Consider the following 16,116-nt stretch of genomic DNA (forward strand, 5'->3'; position numbering starts at 1 on the left):
TTCCGCATTGTATTTGCGCATGACTCCGCATCCTTTCTGAAGTGCTAATTTAAAGGGGGGTTGAGGGGTTCCTTTAATCAGAAAGACGCGGCGCGGTGTTGGGTGAACCGTTACGCAGATTCTTTTCTTCAACCGTATCCAGACTGCTGAGCGCTTTACATGCTCGTCTACGCTCTTGCCACCAGACCAAAACAATCGGCACCCCAAACGCAAAAAACATCTGTCCGCCAACAGGCCAGCTTTGCAACGCAACAGTTACAACAACCATGCAAATTAAAAAATAAAGCGCGGACAAAAAATAATTCGGAAGAACTTTAGAATTGATACCATTAACAGAATCCTCTTAAGAACTAGATTAGTCTGCGGGATCCGTGATGCAATCACTATCGCTAAAGTAGTGGCGCAAAAATTTTAGGTTCTGCAATCTCTAAGCTCTCGGTTGGCGACGCAGTTTGTTGTCGATGGTGAAAATATCTTCAGTGAAACGGCGGTAGGCACAGGTTATGCCTGAATCTGCGAAGTGATATTTCGGGTTTTTGGTTTCCCGCTTACCCTCACCATCAAGCTTTGTGATGGGACGACTTTAGGCACCTTGTCTCGTTTTTGCCTGATTGGCAGCAGCCTTTGTACCATTTCCAAATAACTGCTTCCGACTGGTTTCTAACCTTGGTGAATCTTGCGACATCTGATCGATATCGCCACTTGGTCAAGCGCAGCGATGCGATGTGGCGGCTGACGCAAATTGGGCAGGCTGAAAAAGGCGCTTGTTGTTAACTACGAAAATAGCCATCGCCAAAGGCGCAACTTTCAGCCAATTAGAATTATTTGCAGCGAGTCTTGAGTAAGATAACTGCAATTTGCATTTTTTTGTAAAACTCGAGCGTTTAAGACAGAGCGGTCGTCGCATGAAAAACCTCAAAGATCGAACCACCTCCCCCTTTTGCAACGAAAAATCTATGCATTCGAGTGCATAGCTTGTCTTTTGAAGTGGGGGATACTGCGGGGGATAAGTTAATGCCGATCCAGCTTATCTCTTTGATATAAATAAAAACAGATATGGTGGCGGAGGCTGTGGGATTCGAACCCACGGGACGCTCTCACGCCCAACGGTTTTCAAGACCGCCGCATTCGACCACTCTGCCAAACCTCCGGTGGCGATGTCCCTAACGTGATCAAAACGATTCTGAAAGTCTAATTACGAAATGTGGAAAATTGCCGAAATTCAAGCTAACCCTTCCCAAATACAATCCTTGTGGTTACTATGGCTACTAATAGTGGTATAAAGCCATACAAAGAAAACATCATAAAGATGATCGAGCGGTAGTTTGAGGGCAAAAACAATGACAGGTAAGAGAATTATTGGCGTTGTGGCGACACTTGGCGCTGCGGCCTTTTTGGCGGGCTGCGAAGGGTCAGACTTTCAGCCATTTAAAAAAGCCGACGCATCAGAAACAACGACACGAACCGCAACGCAGACTTTACGCACCGTTGAGCGTGACGTAGAATCCCCCGAAGTTTTCCTTGCACGCGAACAAGGGCTTTGGGATGGACGTCTTTCGCTTGGCGGCATTTGGGTCGCGCATCCGGATGTTATCGATCCCGAACGTGCTGTGATCAGAAATGTACGCACGGGTGATAGCGTCGTTGGCGCGTTGTTCCGGCGCGAACGCGAATTTCCCGGCCCCCGTATTCAGGTGTCTTCGGATGCCGCGCGCGATTTGGGCTTGATCGCTGGTCAACCCGTTGAACTTGAAATCGTGGCCTTGCGCAGCGAAAAGGTTGAATTGGGCCCTGCCCCGCAGGATCTGGATACTGAAACTCAACCCCTGGGCTCACCCGGCGACGTTGAAGCAACACCGCTGGATCCGTCAAAATCACTGGATGACCCGATTGAGGCCGCAGCCGCCGCGATTGAACAGGCCGAAACCGGTGGCGCGATGGCTATGCCGCAAAGCACGGGCGAAGAACCTGTCATGATCGGTACCACCGCAGAAGATGGAACCATTGCACCAGCAGAACCGCAAACTGCAGAAGTAAAGCCTGCGCGAAAGGGTTTGTTCGCATTACGCAAACCAATCGTTGAAATTGCGACTTTTCCGACGCGGGAACGCGCTGAACAGGCAGTCGGTGATCTGCGCCGCATTGATATCAGTGCCCGTGTATCGACGGATAATTCAAGCGGCGAACCCGTGTACCGCGTGTTATATGGCCCTGTCTCGGACAGATCTGAACGCAGTGCTGCAATTATAACAGCCAAGGCGTCAGGCTATACCAACGCGAAACCTGTCGCCGAGTAAAAACAGAAAGAACCGGAATGCTAAAACAGATCGTTTCTGCTTTTGCTGTTTTTTTCCTGATCAGCCAAGCGGCGTTTGCTTATGAAACACGCGCAACCGCCGCTTATGTATTGGACCAGGGAACAGGAACGGTTCTGCTAAGTAAAAACGCCGAACAGCCTTTGCCGCCTGCGTCGATGTCAAAACTCATGACGCTATATATGGCGTTTGAGGCTGTATCAGACGGACGGTTGAAAATCGACGAACGCCTTCCCGTGTCTGAACACGCCATGAGCTATGGCGGATCGACCATGTTTCTGGATACGACCGATCGCCCGACGGTCAAGGATCTGATCCGCGGTATTATCGTGATGAGTGGAAATGACGCCTGCGTTGTGATTGCAGAAGCTCTGTCCATTGACGGGACCGAAGCTGGGTTTTCCCGAATGATGACAGCCCGCGCACTCGAACTTGGTATGACAGACTCTGTGTTCACCAACTCAAACGGATGGCCTGACCCTGACCACCGGATGAGCATGAAAGACCTTGCCCTGCTGGCCGATCACCTGATCAAGGATTATCCGACCTATTACCCCTTGTTTGCAGAGCGCGAATTTCAGTTCGATGGGCGCGCGCCACAAAATACCCAAAACCGCAATCCGCTTCTGGGATTGGATATTGGCGCGGATGGCTTGAAAACCGGCCACACGCGCGAGGCTGGGTATGGTCTGGTCGGATCCGCAAAACAGGGTGATCGTCGCATTATTTTCGTGATTACAGGATTGGAAACAACGGCTGAACGTGCCGCGGAATCACGGCGCATTGTGAATTGGGCGTTCCGTCAGTTTTCAGAAAAACAAGTGGCGCCGTCTGGCACTGTTATTACCGAAGCTGAAGTTTGGAATGGCGCGGCGCCCACCGTCGGTCTGGCTATAGATGAAGATTTAAAGCTGTTGATCCCCCTTTTGGCCCGCGACAGCATCACATCAGAAGTTGTCTATACCGGCCCTATTGAGGCACCGATCACTGCCGGAACACCAGCAGGTGAATTGGTCATCCGTGCCGAAGGTCTGCCCGAACGCCGCATTTCATTGGTTGCTGCGACAGATATTGAAAAGGGCGGCTTTCTGCCCCGCATGCGGACTGTGACGCAAGTATTGATGCGCAATCTTGCCGAAAAACAGGCAGATGCGCCATCTTGAACGGCGGGTTGTTCATAACCTTCGAAGGTATTGATGGATCAGGCAAATCAACGCAGGCGCGATTGCTGGCGGATGCACTAGGCTCAGATACGCTTTTGACACGCGAACCAGGTGGATCCCCTGGTGCAGAAGAAATTCGCGCACTTTTGCTGCAAGGTGATCCGGATCGCTGGTCAGCAGAAACTGAAATTCTGCTGTTTACCGCCGCGCGCCGTGATCATCTGGAAAAGACTATTCTGCCCGCACTCAAGGCGCATAAGAATGTCATCTCAGATCGGTTCGCCGACAGCACACGCATATACCAGGGCGCTACACGCGGTGATCTGCGCACCATGGTCGACAATCTGCATATCCAAATGATCGGGCGTGAACCTGATCTGACCTTTATCGTGGATATGAACCCCGATATCGCCCTGACCCGCGGTTTGGCGCGCAACAGTGGCGAAGATCGGTTCGAAGACATGGGGCTTGAGTTTCAACGTCGTCTGCGTACAGGGTTTCTGGCCTTGGCAGATGAATTTTCAGACCGCTGCGTTGTAATAGATGGGCATCGCCCGATTGAAAGCGTTGCAGCCGATATCCTGTCCGTGGCAAAAGCCAGAATATGACTGACACGACCTTTCTTGAAGCAGACCGTATCGCAGGCGCACCGCACCCGCGCGAAACTTTGCACTTAATAGGTCAAAATGATGCACAGACCAGCTTTCTTGAGGCTTTTAATTCCGGCCGTCTGCACCACGCCTGGATGATCACCGGCCCACGCGGTGTCGGTAAGGCCACACTGGCATACCGGATCACACGGTTTCTTTTGACAACCCCTTTAAATGACGATCCCGGATTGTTTGGCGATCCTGCCCCTGTGACGACACTGGATGTGCCAGTCGATGACCCGGTCAGCCGTCGGATCAATGCAAACAGCGAAGCGCGCTTGTTCGTGTTGCGACGCGGTGTCGACGAAAAAGACAAACGCGACCCAAAGCTGAAAACCGTCATTTCGGTTGATGATGCGCGTAAGCTCAAGGGTTTTTTCAGCATGTCCGCCACCGATGGTGGACGGCGGATTGTGATCATCGACGCCGCGGATGAGATGAACCCACAAACCGCAAATGCTATTCTGAAACTACTGGAAGAGCCCCCTGAAAACGTATTCTTGTTGCTGATCTGCCATCAACCTTCGCGGTTGTTGCCAACCATCAGATCCAGATGTCGAGAATTGCGGCTGCGCGCCTTGGATCCAGAACAGATGGATCAAGCCATCGGCGCAACAGGTGCAGATGTTGGTTCGCAGACCGAATATTTAGCTGCTTTGTCAGATGGTTCTGTTGGCGAAGCGATCCGGATGCTGAACCTTGATGGTCTTCAAAGCTATCAAAACATTATCGACCTACTGGGCACCCTGCCACAACTGGATCGCCCCAAGACACTCAAACTGGGCGAAAGTATTCTGGGCCGTGCCAAGGAACCGCAATTCGATCTTTTACTGCGCCTGATGGATATCTTTCTATCCCGCGTGGCGCAAACCGGAATACGCGGAGCCCTACCAGCCGAGGCCGCAAATGATGAGGCGGCTTTACTGACGCGCCTTGCCCCAAATGTCCACGCCGCACGCGCCTGGGCCGAGCTGCAACAGACACTATCCGCCCGTGCGCGTCACGGCAAAGCGGTCAACCTTGACCCTGCCTCGTTGATCCTTGATATGTTTCTCAAGATCGAACAAACAGCGGCCAAATTCGCGCCCATCCGAGGTTGAATGAGCATTCCTGAAATAGCCGACAGTCATTGCCACCTGGATTTCCCTGACTTTGACGCAGAACGTGATGCCATTGTTCAGCGTGCTGTTGACGCTGGCGTCACGCGGATGATTACGATCTGCACCAAGCTGCGCACAGAACCAAATGTGCGGGCGATTGCAGAAAAATACACGCCTGTGTTTTACGCCGCCGGCACCCACCCGATGAGTGTGGCCGACGAACCGATGATCACGCTGGACCAACTGATTGCACTGGCCGATCATCCAAAATTCGTTGGCATCGGCGAAACAGGTCTGGATTATTATTACACCGCAGATACGGCTGACATCCAAAAGGAAAGCCTGAAAATCCATATTCATGCCGCACGTCAAACAGGCCTGCCTTTAATCATCCATGCCCGTGCCGCAGACGAAGACATGGCTCGCATTCTGACCGATGAACATGCCAATGGGGCATTTTCCTGTGTCATGCACTGCTTTTCATCCAGCGCGGAACTGGCACAAACCGCACTGGACTTGGGCTTTTATCTGTCGATGTCTGGCATTGCCGCTTTTCCCAAAAGCCAAGATCTGCGCGATATCTTTGGCAAGGCCCCCGCAGACCGCATTTTGGTCGAAACCGATGCACCCTACCTTGCCCCACCGCCCTTTCGCGGCAAACGCAATGAACCGGGCTATACCGTACACACTGCCAAAATCGGGGCCGAGGTTTTTGGCCTAAGCTATAAAGATTTCGCCGCGCAAACGACCGCAAACTTTGATCGTCTTTTCAGTAAGGCCGCTTAATGGCGCAGCTTCGCTTTACCATATTGGGATGCGGGTCATCGGGCGGAGTACCGCGTCTGGGTGGAAACTGGGGCGACTGTGATCCGACCAACCCTCGCAATGCAAGACAACGCTGTTCGATGCTGATCGAACGCCAGACTAATGCAGGTATCACGCGGGTTCTGATCGATACATCCCCCGATCTGCGCAGCCAACTTCTGGATGCTAATGTGGGCGAACTGGACGCTGTTGTTTATACCCATTCGCACGCCGATCATGTTCACGGTTTGGATGATCTACGGATGATCGTCTATAATATGCGCCAGAGACTGCCTGTTTGGGCCGATGGTGATACGCAGAATGATCTGTTTTCGCGGTTTGGCTATGCATTCGTCCAACCCGAAGGGTCGCCCTATCCGTCTATTCTGGATATGCACACGATCAACGGCGATGTTGTCATTGACGGCGCGGGTGGGGCTGTGGCGCTAACACCCTTCAAGGTCAATCACGGATCAATCGATGCGCTTGGATTTCGGATTGCCGATCTGGCATATTTGCCGGACGTGGCAGACATGTATGACGATAGCTGGGCCGCTCTGGATGGGCTGGACTGCTGGATTCTGGATGCTCTGCGCCGCACACCGCATCCGACACACTTGCATCTGGAAAAGTCGCTGAACTGGATTGCGCGTGTAAAGCCCAAACGCGCCGTGCTAACGAATATGCACATCGATCTAGATTACACCACGGTTGATGCAGAAACACCTAACCACATCACGCCGGCCTATGATGGGATGACCATCACCTACGAGGTCTAGAATTTGGGCGCGCTAATCGACGTCATTTTACCGGTTTTCCTTGTCATCGGGTTCGGTTACGTCGCCGTATGGCGCGGTTTTTTCAGCAACGAAGGCGTCGACGGTCTGATGAAATTCACCCAGAATTTCGCAATCCCCTGTCTTCTGTTCAGCGCGATTTCACAACTGGATCTGGGTCAGAACTTTGATCTGAACCTATTGTTCAGCTTTTACACCGGGGCAACAGCGGGCTTTCTGGCGGGGCTTCTGGGGGCCAGATATCTGTTTGGTCGCCCATGGGAAGACAGCGTTGCTATTGGATTCTGCGGTTTGTTTTCAAATTCGGTTCTGCTTGGCCTGCCCATAACTGAACGTGCATACGGCACCAGCGCGCTTGAAGCGAACTATGCCATTGTCGCGATCCATTCGCCGTTTTGCTACATGCTGGGCATCACCGTCATGGAAATCGTAAGGGCCAAGGGAACCGTTGGCATGGCCGTCGCGGGCAAGGTTTTAAAGGCGATTTTCTCAAACGCTCTGATCATTGGCATCATGTTGGGGTTTGCGGTAAACATCAGCGAAATATCACTTTTCGAACCATTACAAGACGGTATTGACCTAATGGTTCGCGCGGCCCTGCCTGCCGCTTTGTTCGGCCTTGGCGGTGTTCTTTACCGATATAAACCCGAAGGAGACTTGCGCACGATTTTCTTTATTTGTGCGGTCAGTCTGATCCTGCATCCCATGGTCGTTTGGGGTATGGCGACATGGCTTAACGTTGACCGTGATGCATTCAGATCGGCCATCCTGACCTCTGCAATGGCGCCGGGCATCAACACTTATATCTTTGCCAACATTTACGGCGTGGCAAAACGGGTCGCGGCATCGGGGGTTCTGATTGGGACAGCCCTGTCAATTCTGACGGTTTGGGTGTGGCTGGCAATCCTGCCCTGACCTGTCAGATCAAAGTGCCAGAACCGCCAGCGCCTCGTGTGACTTAAGGCTCGTCGCGGCGGAATTACCATAGTTGTCTGGACAGCCAAGCTGAGGAAACAGCTGTAATATTTCAACCTTTGCCGCGTCATCAAACGCGTTCAGCGATATTTGACCGGGATGCAGGCTTTCGGTTGGAACATTCTCTGCAAAGAGAATCTGATGGGTTTCAAACAGTATGTGAAAATATTCCACAACCCCGCCCGGATCACAGATAATATCAATTCCATTCACAAAATGCTTTGCTGCGATCAAGGCCTGATCCGCGCCGATCAGAAAATCAACACGCCAGTCCTGCACAATCATCCGGTGCTATGGCGACACACGCAAATCACGTGTATTTCCGATACTGCCCTTACGAAATAAAACAGGGGCCATATGCCCGTGCGCCCGCCGCTTGACCGACCCGATCCACATAACTTTCTGAAACTCTTGGGATTGGGTTAGAACCTCATCACCGACAGACAGCGTTTCAACCCGCTTATAGCCAGTTTTTGTTCTGATGCGTGTGCCACGGACAAAACAGGGCGGGGTTGCAAAATCAGGCGCTGGAAAGCTGGGCCCTTCGGCGGCTGATATCACCTCAAGCGGGACACCAACCGGGAGAAAGCCCCCGACATCGCCAATGAATGCCAAACCTTCGATCGTGGCGTAGGGCGGGCTTGAGTCCACGACGTTGAACGCAACGACCGTATATTGATTGCCGTCAGGATCTTCGACGATAAAGGAATATTCGGCTTCAACCCTGGTGCCATCAGCATAAAGGGTCCCATCAATCGTCTGGCCGCCATCCAATCTTTGACTGCCGTCATTGTCTGCAAAATCCTCGTCAGACCCGGCGCCATCACTGATGTTGATCTGGTTCCAGCCATTGTTATTCAGCGTCAGAAATTCACCAACCAAATGGGATCCATTGCCTTGGATGACGCCGTCCAAAATGGCTCCGCCTGTCAAACTAATGTCGGCTTCGTCTAATACATAAATCGAATAGTCAGCCATAATCTTACACCTGCAATCACGGCGTAGGATAAACTGTAGTTAACAAGAAGTTAAATAAAATTAGGTATTTATGGTTTACGACTGCGTTATTCCACGCAATTTTTCTGATCTGCGACGCAATAATTCAACCACGGTGAGAAGGCAAATTGACACCACAACCAAAAGCGTCGCAACCGACAAAATGGCTGGGCTGATCTGTTCACGAATACCGTTCCACATTTGCCGCGGAATCGTTTGCTGATCAAAGTCAGCAACGAACAACACCACAACAACCTCGTCAAAACTGGTCACAAAGGCAAACAATGCGCCAGAGATTACGCCGGGCAAAATCAACGGCATGATCACCTTGAAAAACGTGGTTGTGGGATTTGCACCCAAACTGGCCGCAGCACGTGTCAACGAATGATCAAATCCAATAAGCGTCGCCGTCACGGTAATGATCACAAACGGAATACCCAATGTTGCGTGGGCCATGATTACGCCGATGAATGAATTGGCCAAACCAATCGACGAATAGAAAAAGAACATGCCTGTGGCCACAATAATAATCGGAACAATCATGGGCGAGATCAGGATAGCCATGATCGCCCTGCGATAAGGCATCTCGGGTCGGCTAAGCCCCAATGCCGCCAATGTGCCCAACACTGTCGCCAGAATGGTCGAAAACAGCCCGATCCAAAGCGAATTGCCAGCAACCTGCAACCATGTGGAATTGTTCCACACGTCGCGCCACCAATTGCCATCGCGTACAGCATTGGGCGCGTTCATCCCAAAGGTCAGCAGTGTGTCGTACCAACGCAGACTGTACCCTGCGGGATCAAAACTCAGCATTTCCTTCGTGAACGTAAAATAAGGCTGCGAATTGAAGCTAAGCGGGATTACGATCAGAATCGGGGCAATCAGAAACAGAAAAATCAGCCCGCATATAACCAGATAGACATAATGCCAGATGCGTTCCAAGGTCGATGCGTGTTTGGGAAGGGCCATGGGTTATCCAAGCTTCAGGTTGTCGATGCCAACAAGGCGATCATAAAGCCAATACAGGATCAGCACGCCTGCCAGCAGCAGCGATGCCAAAGCGGCCGCCAGTGACCAGTTCAGCGACCCCTGCATATGAAAGGCAATCAGATTTGAGATCAGCTGACCGGACGATCCACCGACAAGTGCTGGCGTGATGTAATATCCAACGGCCAGAATAAAGACCAGCAACGCCCCCGCCCCGATACCCGGTGCGGTTTGCGGCAGATATATCCGGAAAAATGCTGTCCAACTGGACGCACCCAGCGATCGCGCCGCACGCACATAACTGGGGTCAATCGGCCGCATCACTGAATAAAGCGGAAGCACCATGAACGGCAACAGGATATGCGTCATCGCGATGATCGTACCCGTCTGGTTATAGATCATCTGCATCCGGCCATCATCGCCCACAATGCCAAGCGTCACCAGTATGTCATTTACAACACCTTGCGATTGCAAGAGCACGATCCAACTGGTCGTTCGGACCAAAAGTGATGTCCAAAACGGCAACAGCACGAAAATCATCAACAGATTGGAATAGCGCAGCGGTAAGGTCGCCAGCAGATGTGCCACCGGAAAGGCCAGTATAAAGCAGAGCACGGTAATCAGCGCGGCCAGCAACAGCGTCCGCCAGAACAGTTTGACATAAACCTTACGATTATCATTCACCTGCGTGATCGATCCATCTGCATCACGCGCCAGATCAACCGCCGCCAGATAGAAATTCGCGGTATAGGGCGACGACGCACCGCGCATCGCTTGCCACAAGGCAGGATCGGCCCAATCTTCATCGATGTCCAACAGCGCCTCTTTATAGGGCGGTTCAAGCCGCTCGGCCCGCCGCGCCGATTTGGTAAACAATGATCTGGTGCCCGACACTTCGTAATTGATCCGCGTGCCCACCTGACCCGGCGCACGCAATTCGCGCAGCACGACCAGATCGGCAGCAAGTGCTGCAAAGGCAGCCTCGTCCGGGTCAGTACCTGCCAGATTTGCATCAAACCATGCGGACAGATTGGTCATAATCGGGGTAATTTCCCGTGTGCCGAAATCTTTGTGAATGGTAAAATCGGCATTATAAACTGATCGGTGCAACATCTGACCGATGGGCACAATAAAAGTCACGATCACAAAGGCCAACAAAGGCAGCACCAGCAGAAACGCCCGGCGGCGCGCTTTGGCCTGCGCGGCTGACAGTGCCTTTTTCAGCGGCTGCCCGTCGACTGTTCTAAGACCTGTATCGGTACTTGTGTCAGACATTGATATCGTTCCATAAACATCCGGCTTTGCGAAAGACCCGCATCATCGGACAGGTTTCGGCGCCAGAACACCCTTGTAATAGGCCTGATCTTCGGCAGACAACTGTGGCAGCATCACCCGCATTGTGAACGCACCGTGCATTTTTTCATCCTGCCAAAAGAACCAGTCCGAAATATCGGCATTGGTAAATTCTATAACATCCCCACGATTGCCTTGTGCCATAGCAGGCTGGTTCATCAAAGCGCCTTCAAAACTGTTATTTTGATGATTGAAATATGCTACCCACACATGTTCATGGCCCGCATCAGGCGTTGGCAAAGCCACCTTAAGGGCAAATAATTCCTGTGCCGGATTAGACACGCTGACCTTATTTAAAAAGATCGGCAACGTCGCGCGGGCCTCGGCGATGGCGTCATTCATGACCGGATCGCTGGCTTCGAAATTCCAGACCGGGTCTGCTTTATCTGCCAGCAGACCAACGGGTAAAACCATCAGACAGGCCGCAAAAAGAATGGATAAAATACGCATCAAATCAACCGTTGGTTTGGGCACACCCAGAATGGATGCGCCCGTTGCTTTTATTGCGCCAACCAGGCGTTGAAACGTTCAGACAGGTCTGTATCGCGATCGGCCCAGAACTCAAAGTTATTGACCAATGCGTTTGTCAGATTGGCTTCGGCTGTGGGCATGTGTGACGCCATGTCGGTTTCACCGTCCATGAATTTACCAACCAATGCACCCGATGATTTGCGCGCAGGACCATAGCTGATCCAGCTGGCCTGATCCGCTAACGGCTGTGTGCCAGTGGAAAATGCAATGAACTTCATTGCTTCTTCCTTGTTCGGTGCGCCTTTTGGTACAACAAACAGGTCAAAATCCATGATCTGACCGTCCCAGACGATTTCAAACGGTTGGTTTTCACTAACGGCCGCGTTGAAGATACGACCGTTATAGGCAGTGGACATCACCACTTCGCCATCTGCCAAAAGCTGGGGCGGTTGCGCACCGGCTTCCCACCAAACGATGTCGTCCTTGATTGTATCCAGCTTAGCAAAAGCACGATCCACACCTTCGTCGGTTTCCAACAGGTCATAGACCTCGGCTGCAGGTACACCATCTGCCATTAGCGCCATTTCCAAGTTCGCTTTGGCAGATTTGCGCATACCACGCTTGCCCGGGAACTCTGCCGTATTGAAGAAATCGTCAATTGTGTCGGGCGTGCCTTCCAGATTTGCAGTGTTATAAGCAAAAACAGTGGACCATACGATATTGGCCACCGCGCAATCGGTCAGCGCACCTTCGATAAAGTCATCTGCCGCAGCGGTGCCATCGGGAGCGGCTGGCAACATGGATTGGTCGATCTCGTACAGCAGGCCTTCGTCACATAGACGAACAGCGTCAGAATATTCCACGTCTGCCACGTCGATTGTGACATTGCCCGCTTCAACTTGCGCTTTGATCGGCGTGCCAGGATTGTCAGCATCAACCGAATTCACGGTAATCCCAGTCTCGGCCATGAAAGGTTTGTGATACGCCTCGACCTGCGATTTGGTATAGGCACCACCCCATGACATCACGGTGACCTCTTGCGCGGATGCGGCAAAGGCCATGCTGGTCAGGGCAGTTGTTAAAATAAGTGTCTTTTTCATCGTACTCTCCTACTGATGGATTTTATGCGACCGGGTTTGCCCCGATTCATGGTTTAAAGTGGGTTCAAGGCACGGGCGTCTTCAGTGGCCCATGTCACCATAGTGTCTTCGCCAACGATCAAATGCTTGTGGCCTGCCGAATTCGGCACCTTGACGATAAAGGCATCATTTCCATGCACATTCATGCGGCACCGGATGTGATCGCCCAGATAAATCAGCTCAAGCACTTTGGCCTGCGCCGTATTGGGACCTGCGGCTTCGGTCACGTCCACACGTTCGGGCCGGATCGAAATCAACGTTTCGCTGCCTGGTTCGCCGCAATTTACAGCCAAGGCTTCACAGGTTTTGCCATCGGGCAACTCGACCAAAACAGCATCGCCTGCGCGGTTCAGAACCTTGCCGGTCAGCTTGTTGTTTTCCCCGATAAACTGCGCCACAAAGCTGTTGTCAGGGCGTTCATACAGCTGATCAGGTGGGGCCAATTGTTGGATTTTACCATCGTTGAAAACAGCCACACGGTCAGACATTGTCAAAGCCTCTGACTGGTCATGCGTTACATAAACAACTGTAATACCAAGATTTTCATGCAAATGTTTGATTTCATATTGCATGTGTTCGCGCAGCTGTTTGTCCAACGCGCCCAAGGGTTCGTCCATCAACACAAGCGTTGGATCAAAGACCAAGGCACGTGACAGGGCGATGCGCTGTTGCTGCCCGCCTGACAATTGCGCCGGACGCCGGTCCCCAAATTCGCCCATCTGAACCATATCCAGTGCACGTTTGACTTTTTCCTCGCGTTCGGACTTGCCCATTTTGCGCACTTCCAATGGAAAGGACAGATTTTCAGACACTGTCATATGCGGAAACAAAGCATAGTTCTGGAATACCATGCCAATATCTCGCTTGTGCGGCGGGATGTTGTTGATCTCGCGCCCTTCAAGTCGGATTTCACCGTGCGTAGCCGTTTCAAACCCTGCCAACATCATCAGACAGGTTGTCTTGCCCGATCCTGATGGTCCAAGCATTGTCAGAAACTCGCCCCGAGCCATGGACAGATTCAAATCTTTGACGACAAGTGTCTCACCGTCATAGCTTTTTTGGACGCGGTCAAACTCAACAAATGCGTCCTGCGTTACAGCTGATGCCACCAATGGCTCCCTGATATCATCGCGGGTTGGCCCGCTTGTTCAGTCGATAGTAAAACAACTGCCGGGCCGTCATGCAAGCGTTACAATTTGTTTTTCACAAAAAAGCGAACGGCAGAATTTTTCCGCACCCTTTCATAAAGCACAAGAAACGGGTCGCCTGAACTGCGGTCTGACATCAACATGTCATTGCAAAGTCAAGGAAACATCCAATGATCGAAACAACAATTGCATTGATTATCTTCCTTTTCCCGCTGGCCTATAGCCCCGGCCCCGGCAATATGTTTTTTGCAGCCAATGGCGCACGGTTTGGGTTTCGGGCAACGATTCCCGCCAACGCGGGGTATCACATCGCAACTTGGATTGTGACTTTTGCAATTGGTTTTGGGTTTCTGGCCACACTGGATAAATACCCGCAGATTTTCATGACCCTTAAAATTGCTGGCGCGCTTTATGTTTTTTGGCTGGCTTGGAAACTGTTTCGCATGGGCACGTTGCAGGAAAACGAAAGCGCCCGCCCGGCAAATTTCATAGACGGAGTCATGTTGTTGCTGTTGAACCCCAAAGCCTATGTCATCATCGGCCTGATGTTCACGCAGTTCCTTGCCCAATCTCAGGGATCATTATTCACATTGGTCTTGCTGATCACCACCGTGTTCACGCTGAACAATCTGCTGGCCTTTAGTATCTGGACAATCATCGGCGACAGCATTGCCAACCATTTCCGATCACCTGAAACAGCCGGCATTTTAAACAAGGTTTTTGGCGTGATCCTGGCATTGGTCGCGACCTGGATGCTGTTCTTTTAAATCAGATCATCCAAAAACATAGCGCCCATCTTCAACCGTGACATCGGGCGGATTGCGTGTGTTTTCAAACGCATCATACCCTTGTTTCAAATTCTGCCAGAAGGCATACCACATCGTCCCCTGCTCTTTCATCAGTCGGTCGTCTGTCATTCGGAACGGAAACGCATGCACGCGGAAAAAAGGCTGACCGTTGGTATGTGCGGCTTCAGCGATCACGTAAATCTCTTCGATTTGGGCATCGGTCATCGCATAGCATCCGACCGACACACAATCCCCGTGTACCATCAAAAAACTGCCCGTCCGCCCTGCATCATGGTCAAACCGATTGGGAAAACCCAGATTGAACGACAGATGATAACTGCTGTTGGGGTTCATTGCACCGGGCGGCACGAAATAAAAACCTTCGGGGGATTGCCAATCGCCTTCGCGCAGTTTTGGCCCCAACGCGCCGGAATAATTGCAAATGCCATAGGTTTTGAACAATTCAAACTGATGGCCATTCTGCACCCAAAACTCAAGCACGCGCTCTTCCTTGAAAATACGCATGAACACCGGTGCGCCATACGTCAACCCGGCCTCGGCAAATTCGGCCTGCAGTTGCGGCGTCACACGCGCGCGAATTTCATTGATATCGCGAGGTGGGGCGGTGATGAAAGGCGGATCAATCCGATCACGAAGTATCACCGTCAGAATCGCAACACAAACCACAGCCACCAACAGGATCTTAAGGCGGGTCATTTTACATCTGCCTCAAAAATCTGATCAAAACTGTGGCGCAGCGCCAGATCAACGTCTGGCATCGTCACTGGAAGGCCAAGATCAACCAAACTGGTCACCCCATGATCTTGAATACCGCAAGGTACAATCCCGTCAAAATGGCTTAGATCAGGATCCACATTAATCGACAGCCCATGAAAACTGACCCATTTGCGCAGCCTGATACCCAAAGCGGCAATCTTATCTTCCTGCGGCTGTCCCATTAGGCCAAGCGGTTTGTCATTGCGCTGAACCCAAACGCCAACACGACCATCGCGCAATTCGCCGGTAACCTTGAACTCTGCGAGCGTCGCAATCACCCACGCCTCGAGCTGACGCACAAACCGCCGCACATCCTGTCCGCGCTTGCCCACATCCAACAGCACATAAACCACCCGCTGCCCCGGTCCGTGATAGGTGTATTGCCCGCCCCGACGCGTCTGGTGCACAGGAAACCGGTCCGGTTGCGTCAGATCTTTGGGGTCGGCACTTGTGCCCGCCGTATAAAGAGCAGGATGTTCCAGCAGCCAGACCGCCTCATCTGCCTGGCCCGCCGCAATTGCATTGGCGCGCGTTTCCATCCAGTCGACAGCCCGCTGATACTCCGTCAGCCCATCTGATGTGATCCATTCCACCATAAACCCATCCTTTTCGCCGTCATGCCGTGTCTGACAGAAGTTGTCAAAGGCGCGCAT

General features: G+C 52.0%; 15 protein-coding genes, 1 tRNA gene and 1 pseudogene. 8 read left to right on the forward strand and 9 right to left on the reverse strand.

Annotated features, from left to right (window positions below; genetic code table 11):
• Window positions 1-1,060: 1,060 nt before the first annotated feature.
• A tRNA-Ser gene (locus HRQ87_RS16810) sits at window positions 1,061-1,150 on the reverse strand.
• 190 nt (window positions 1,151-1,340) lie between these two features.
• Between HRQ87_RS16810 and HRQ87_RS16815 the strand changes: the two genes are divergently transcribed.
• The 7 genes from HRQ87_RS16815 to HRQ87_RS16845 are packed head-to-tail and all read left to right on the forward strand — an operon-like array spanning window position 1,341 to window position 7,744.
• Entirely contained in the window at window positions 1,341-2,297 is a 957-nt protein-coding gene (locus tag HRQ87_RS16815; RefSeq protein WP_174139608.1) for an SPOR domain-containing protein, read from the forward strand.
• A gap of 17 nt (window positions 2,298-2,314) precedes the next feature.
• The gene (locus tag HRQ87_RS16820) at window positions 2,315-3,478 is read left to right on the forward strand and encodes a D-alanyl-D-alanine carboxypeptidase family protein (protein WP_174139609.1); all 1,164 of its coding nucleotides are present in this window, start codon (window positions 2,315-2,317) and stop codon (window positions 3,476-3,478) included.
• Entirely contained in the window at window positions 3,475-4,086 is a 612-nt protein-coding gene (gene tmk, locus HRQ87_RS16825; protein WP_174139610.1) for a dTMP kinase, read from the forward strand. Before HRQ87_RS16820 ends, tmk begins: the two co-directional genes overlap by 4 nt.
• Window positions 4,083-5,228 carry a DNA polymerase III subunit delta' gene (locus HRQ87_RS16830; RefSeq protein WP_174139611.1) on the forward strand — a complete coding sequence of 382 codons (1,146 nt, stop codon included), beginning with the start codon at window positions 4,083-4,085 and terminating at the stop codon, window positions 5,226-5,228. The genes tmk and HRQ87_RS16830 overlap by 4 nt, the downstream gene beginning before the upstream one ends.
• Window positions 5,229-6,014: a TatD family hydrolase gene (locus HRQ87_RS16835; RefSeq protein WP_174139612.1), complete on the forward strand. Its 786-nt coding sequence runs from the start codon at window positions 5,229-5,231 to the stop codon at window positions 6,012-6,014.
• Window positions 6,014-6,811: an MBL fold metallo-hydrolase gene (locus tag HRQ87_RS16840; RefSeq protein ID WP_174139613.1), complete on the forward strand. Its 798-nt coding sequence runs from the start codon at window positions 6,014-6,016 to the stop codon at window positions 6,809-6,811. Before HRQ87_RS16835 ends, HRQ87_RS16840 begins: the two co-directional genes overlap by 1 nt.
• Window positions 6,812-6,814: 3 nt before the next feature.
• Window positions 6,815-7,744, forward strand: a complete 930-nt coding sequence (locus tag HRQ87_RS16845) for an AEC family transporter (RefSeq protein ID WP_174139614.1) — start codon at window positions 6,815-6,817, stop codon at window positions 7,742-7,744.
• Window positions 7,745-7,753: 9 nt separating this feature from the next.
• On the opposite strand, the pseudogene HRQ87_RS16855 reads toward HRQ87_RS16845, so the two are convergent.
• From HRQ87_RS16855 to HRQ87_RS16880, 6 genes and pseudogenes are all read right to left on the reverse strand, one after another.
• A pseudogene (locus HRQ87_RS16855) lies at window positions 7,754-8,782 on the reverse strand (Hint domain-containing protein).
• A 75-nt stretch (window positions 8,783-8,857) separates the two neighbouring features.
• Window positions 8,858-9,769 (reverse strand): ABC transporter permease, encoded by a 912-nt coding sequence (locus tag HRQ87_RS16860; protein WP_174139617.1) that lies wholly within the window; start codon window positions 9,767-9,769, stop codon window positions 8,858-8,860.
• 3 nt (window positions 9,770-9,772) lie between these two features.
• On the reverse strand, window positions 9,773-11,062 hold the full coding sequence (locus HRQ87_RS16865) for an ABC transporter permease (RefSeq protein ID WP_174139618.1): 1,290 nt from the start codon (window positions 11,060-11,062) through the stop codon (window positions 9,773-9,775).
• A gap of 42 nt (window positions 11,063-11,104) precedes the next feature.
• Entirely contained in the window at window positions 11,105-11,590 is a 486-nt protein-coding gene (locus tag HRQ87_RS16870) for a YegJ family protein (protein WP_174139619.1), read from the reverse strand.
• Between the two features lie 50 nt (window positions 11,591-11,640).
• Window positions 11,641-12,711: an ABC transporter substrate-binding protein gene (locus HRQ87_RS16875; protein WP_174139620.1), complete on the reverse strand. Its 1,071-nt coding sequence runs from the start codon at window positions 12,709-12,711 to the stop codon at window positions 11,641-11,643.
• 53 nt (window positions 12,712-12,764) lie between these two features.
• Complete coding sequence (locus HRQ87_RS16880) at window positions 12,765-13,859, reverse strand: ABC transporter ATP-binding protein (RefSeq protein WP_425501594.1); 1,095 nt, start codon at window positions 13,857-13,859, stop codon at window positions 12,765-12,767.
• Window positions 13,860-14,068: 209 nt separating this feature from the next.
• On the opposite strand from HRQ87_RS16880, the gene HRQ87_RS16885 reads away from it, so the two are divergent.
• On the forward strand, window positions 14,069-14,665 hold the full coding sequence (locus HRQ87_RS16885; RefSeq protein ID WP_174139622.1) for a LysE family translocator: 597 nt from the start codon (window positions 14,069-14,071) through the stop codon (window positions 14,663-14,665).
• Between the two features lie 6 nt (window positions 14,666-14,671).
• Here HRQ87_RS16885 and HRQ87_RS16890 read toward each other — a convergent pair whose 3' ends face one another.
• On the reverse strand, window positions 14,672-15,403 hold the full coding sequence (locus HRQ87_RS16890; protein ID WP_217430485.1) for a L,D-transpeptidase family protein: 732 nt from the start codon (window positions 15,401-15,403) through the stop codon (window positions 14,672-14,674).
• On the reverse strand, window positions 15,400-16,116 hold the full coding sequence (gene lipB, locus HRQ87_RS16895; protein ID WP_281356679.1) for a lipoyl(octanoyl) transferase LipB: 717 nt from the start codon (window positions 16,114-16,116) through the stop codon (window positions 15,400-15,402). Before lipB ends, HRQ87_RS16890 begins: the two co-directional genes overlap by 4 nt.

The organism is Parasulfitobacter algicola, assembly GCF_013315265.1.
Lineage (GTDB): Bacteria > Pseudomonadota > Alphaproteobacteria > Rhodobacterales > Rhodobacteraceae > Parasulfitobacter > Parasulfitobacter algicola.

Coding starts and splice junctions, on each gene's coding strand:
- HRQ87_RS16830 (WP_174139611.1), top strand. CDS start 4,083: ATGACTGACACGACCTTTCTTGAAGCAGACCGTATCGCAGGCGCACCG.
- HRQ87_RS16890 (WP_217430485.1), bottom strand. CDS start 15,403: ATGACCCGCCTTAAGATCCTGTTGGTGGCTGTGGTTTGTGTTGCGATT.
- HRQ87_RS16885 (WP_174139622.1), top strand. CDS start 14,069: ATGATCGAAACAACAATTGCATTGATTATCTTCCTTTTCCCGCTGGCC.
- HRQ87_RS16820 (WP_174139609.1), top strand. CDS start 2,315: ATGCTAAAACAGATCGTTTCTGCTTTTGCTGTTTTTTTCCTGATCAGC.
- HRQ87_RS16865 (WP_174139618.1), bottom strand. CDS start 11,062: ATGTCTGACACAAGTACCGATACAGGTCTTAGAACAGTCGACGGGCAG.
- HRQ87_RS16815 (WP_174139608.1), top strand. CDS start 1,341: ATGACAGGTAAGAGAATTATTGGCGTTGTGGCGACACTTGGCGCTGCG.
- lipB (WP_281356679.1), bottom strand. CDS start 16,116: ATGCGCGCCTTTGACAACTTCTGTCAGACACGGCATGACGGCGAAAAG.
- HRQ87_RS16840 (WP_174139613.1), top strand. CDS start 6,014: ATGGCGCAGCTTCGCTTTACCATATTGGGATGCGGGTCATCGGGCGGA.
- HRQ87_RS16860 (WP_174139617.1), bottom strand. CDS start 9,769: ATGGCCCTTCCCAAACACGCATCGACCTTGGAACGCATCTGGCATTAT.
- HRQ87_RS16870 (WP_174139619.1), bottom strand. CDS start 11,590: ATGCGTATTTTATCCATTCTTTTTGCGGCCTGTCTGATGGTTTTACCC.
- HRQ87_RS16875 (WP_174139620.1), bottom strand. CDS start 12,711: ATGAAAAAGACACTTATTTTAACAACTGCCCTGACCAGCATGGCCTTT.
- HRQ87_RS16835 (WP_174139612.1), top strand. CDS start 5,229: ATGAGCATTCCTGAAATAGCCGACAGTCATTGCCACCTGGATTTCCCT.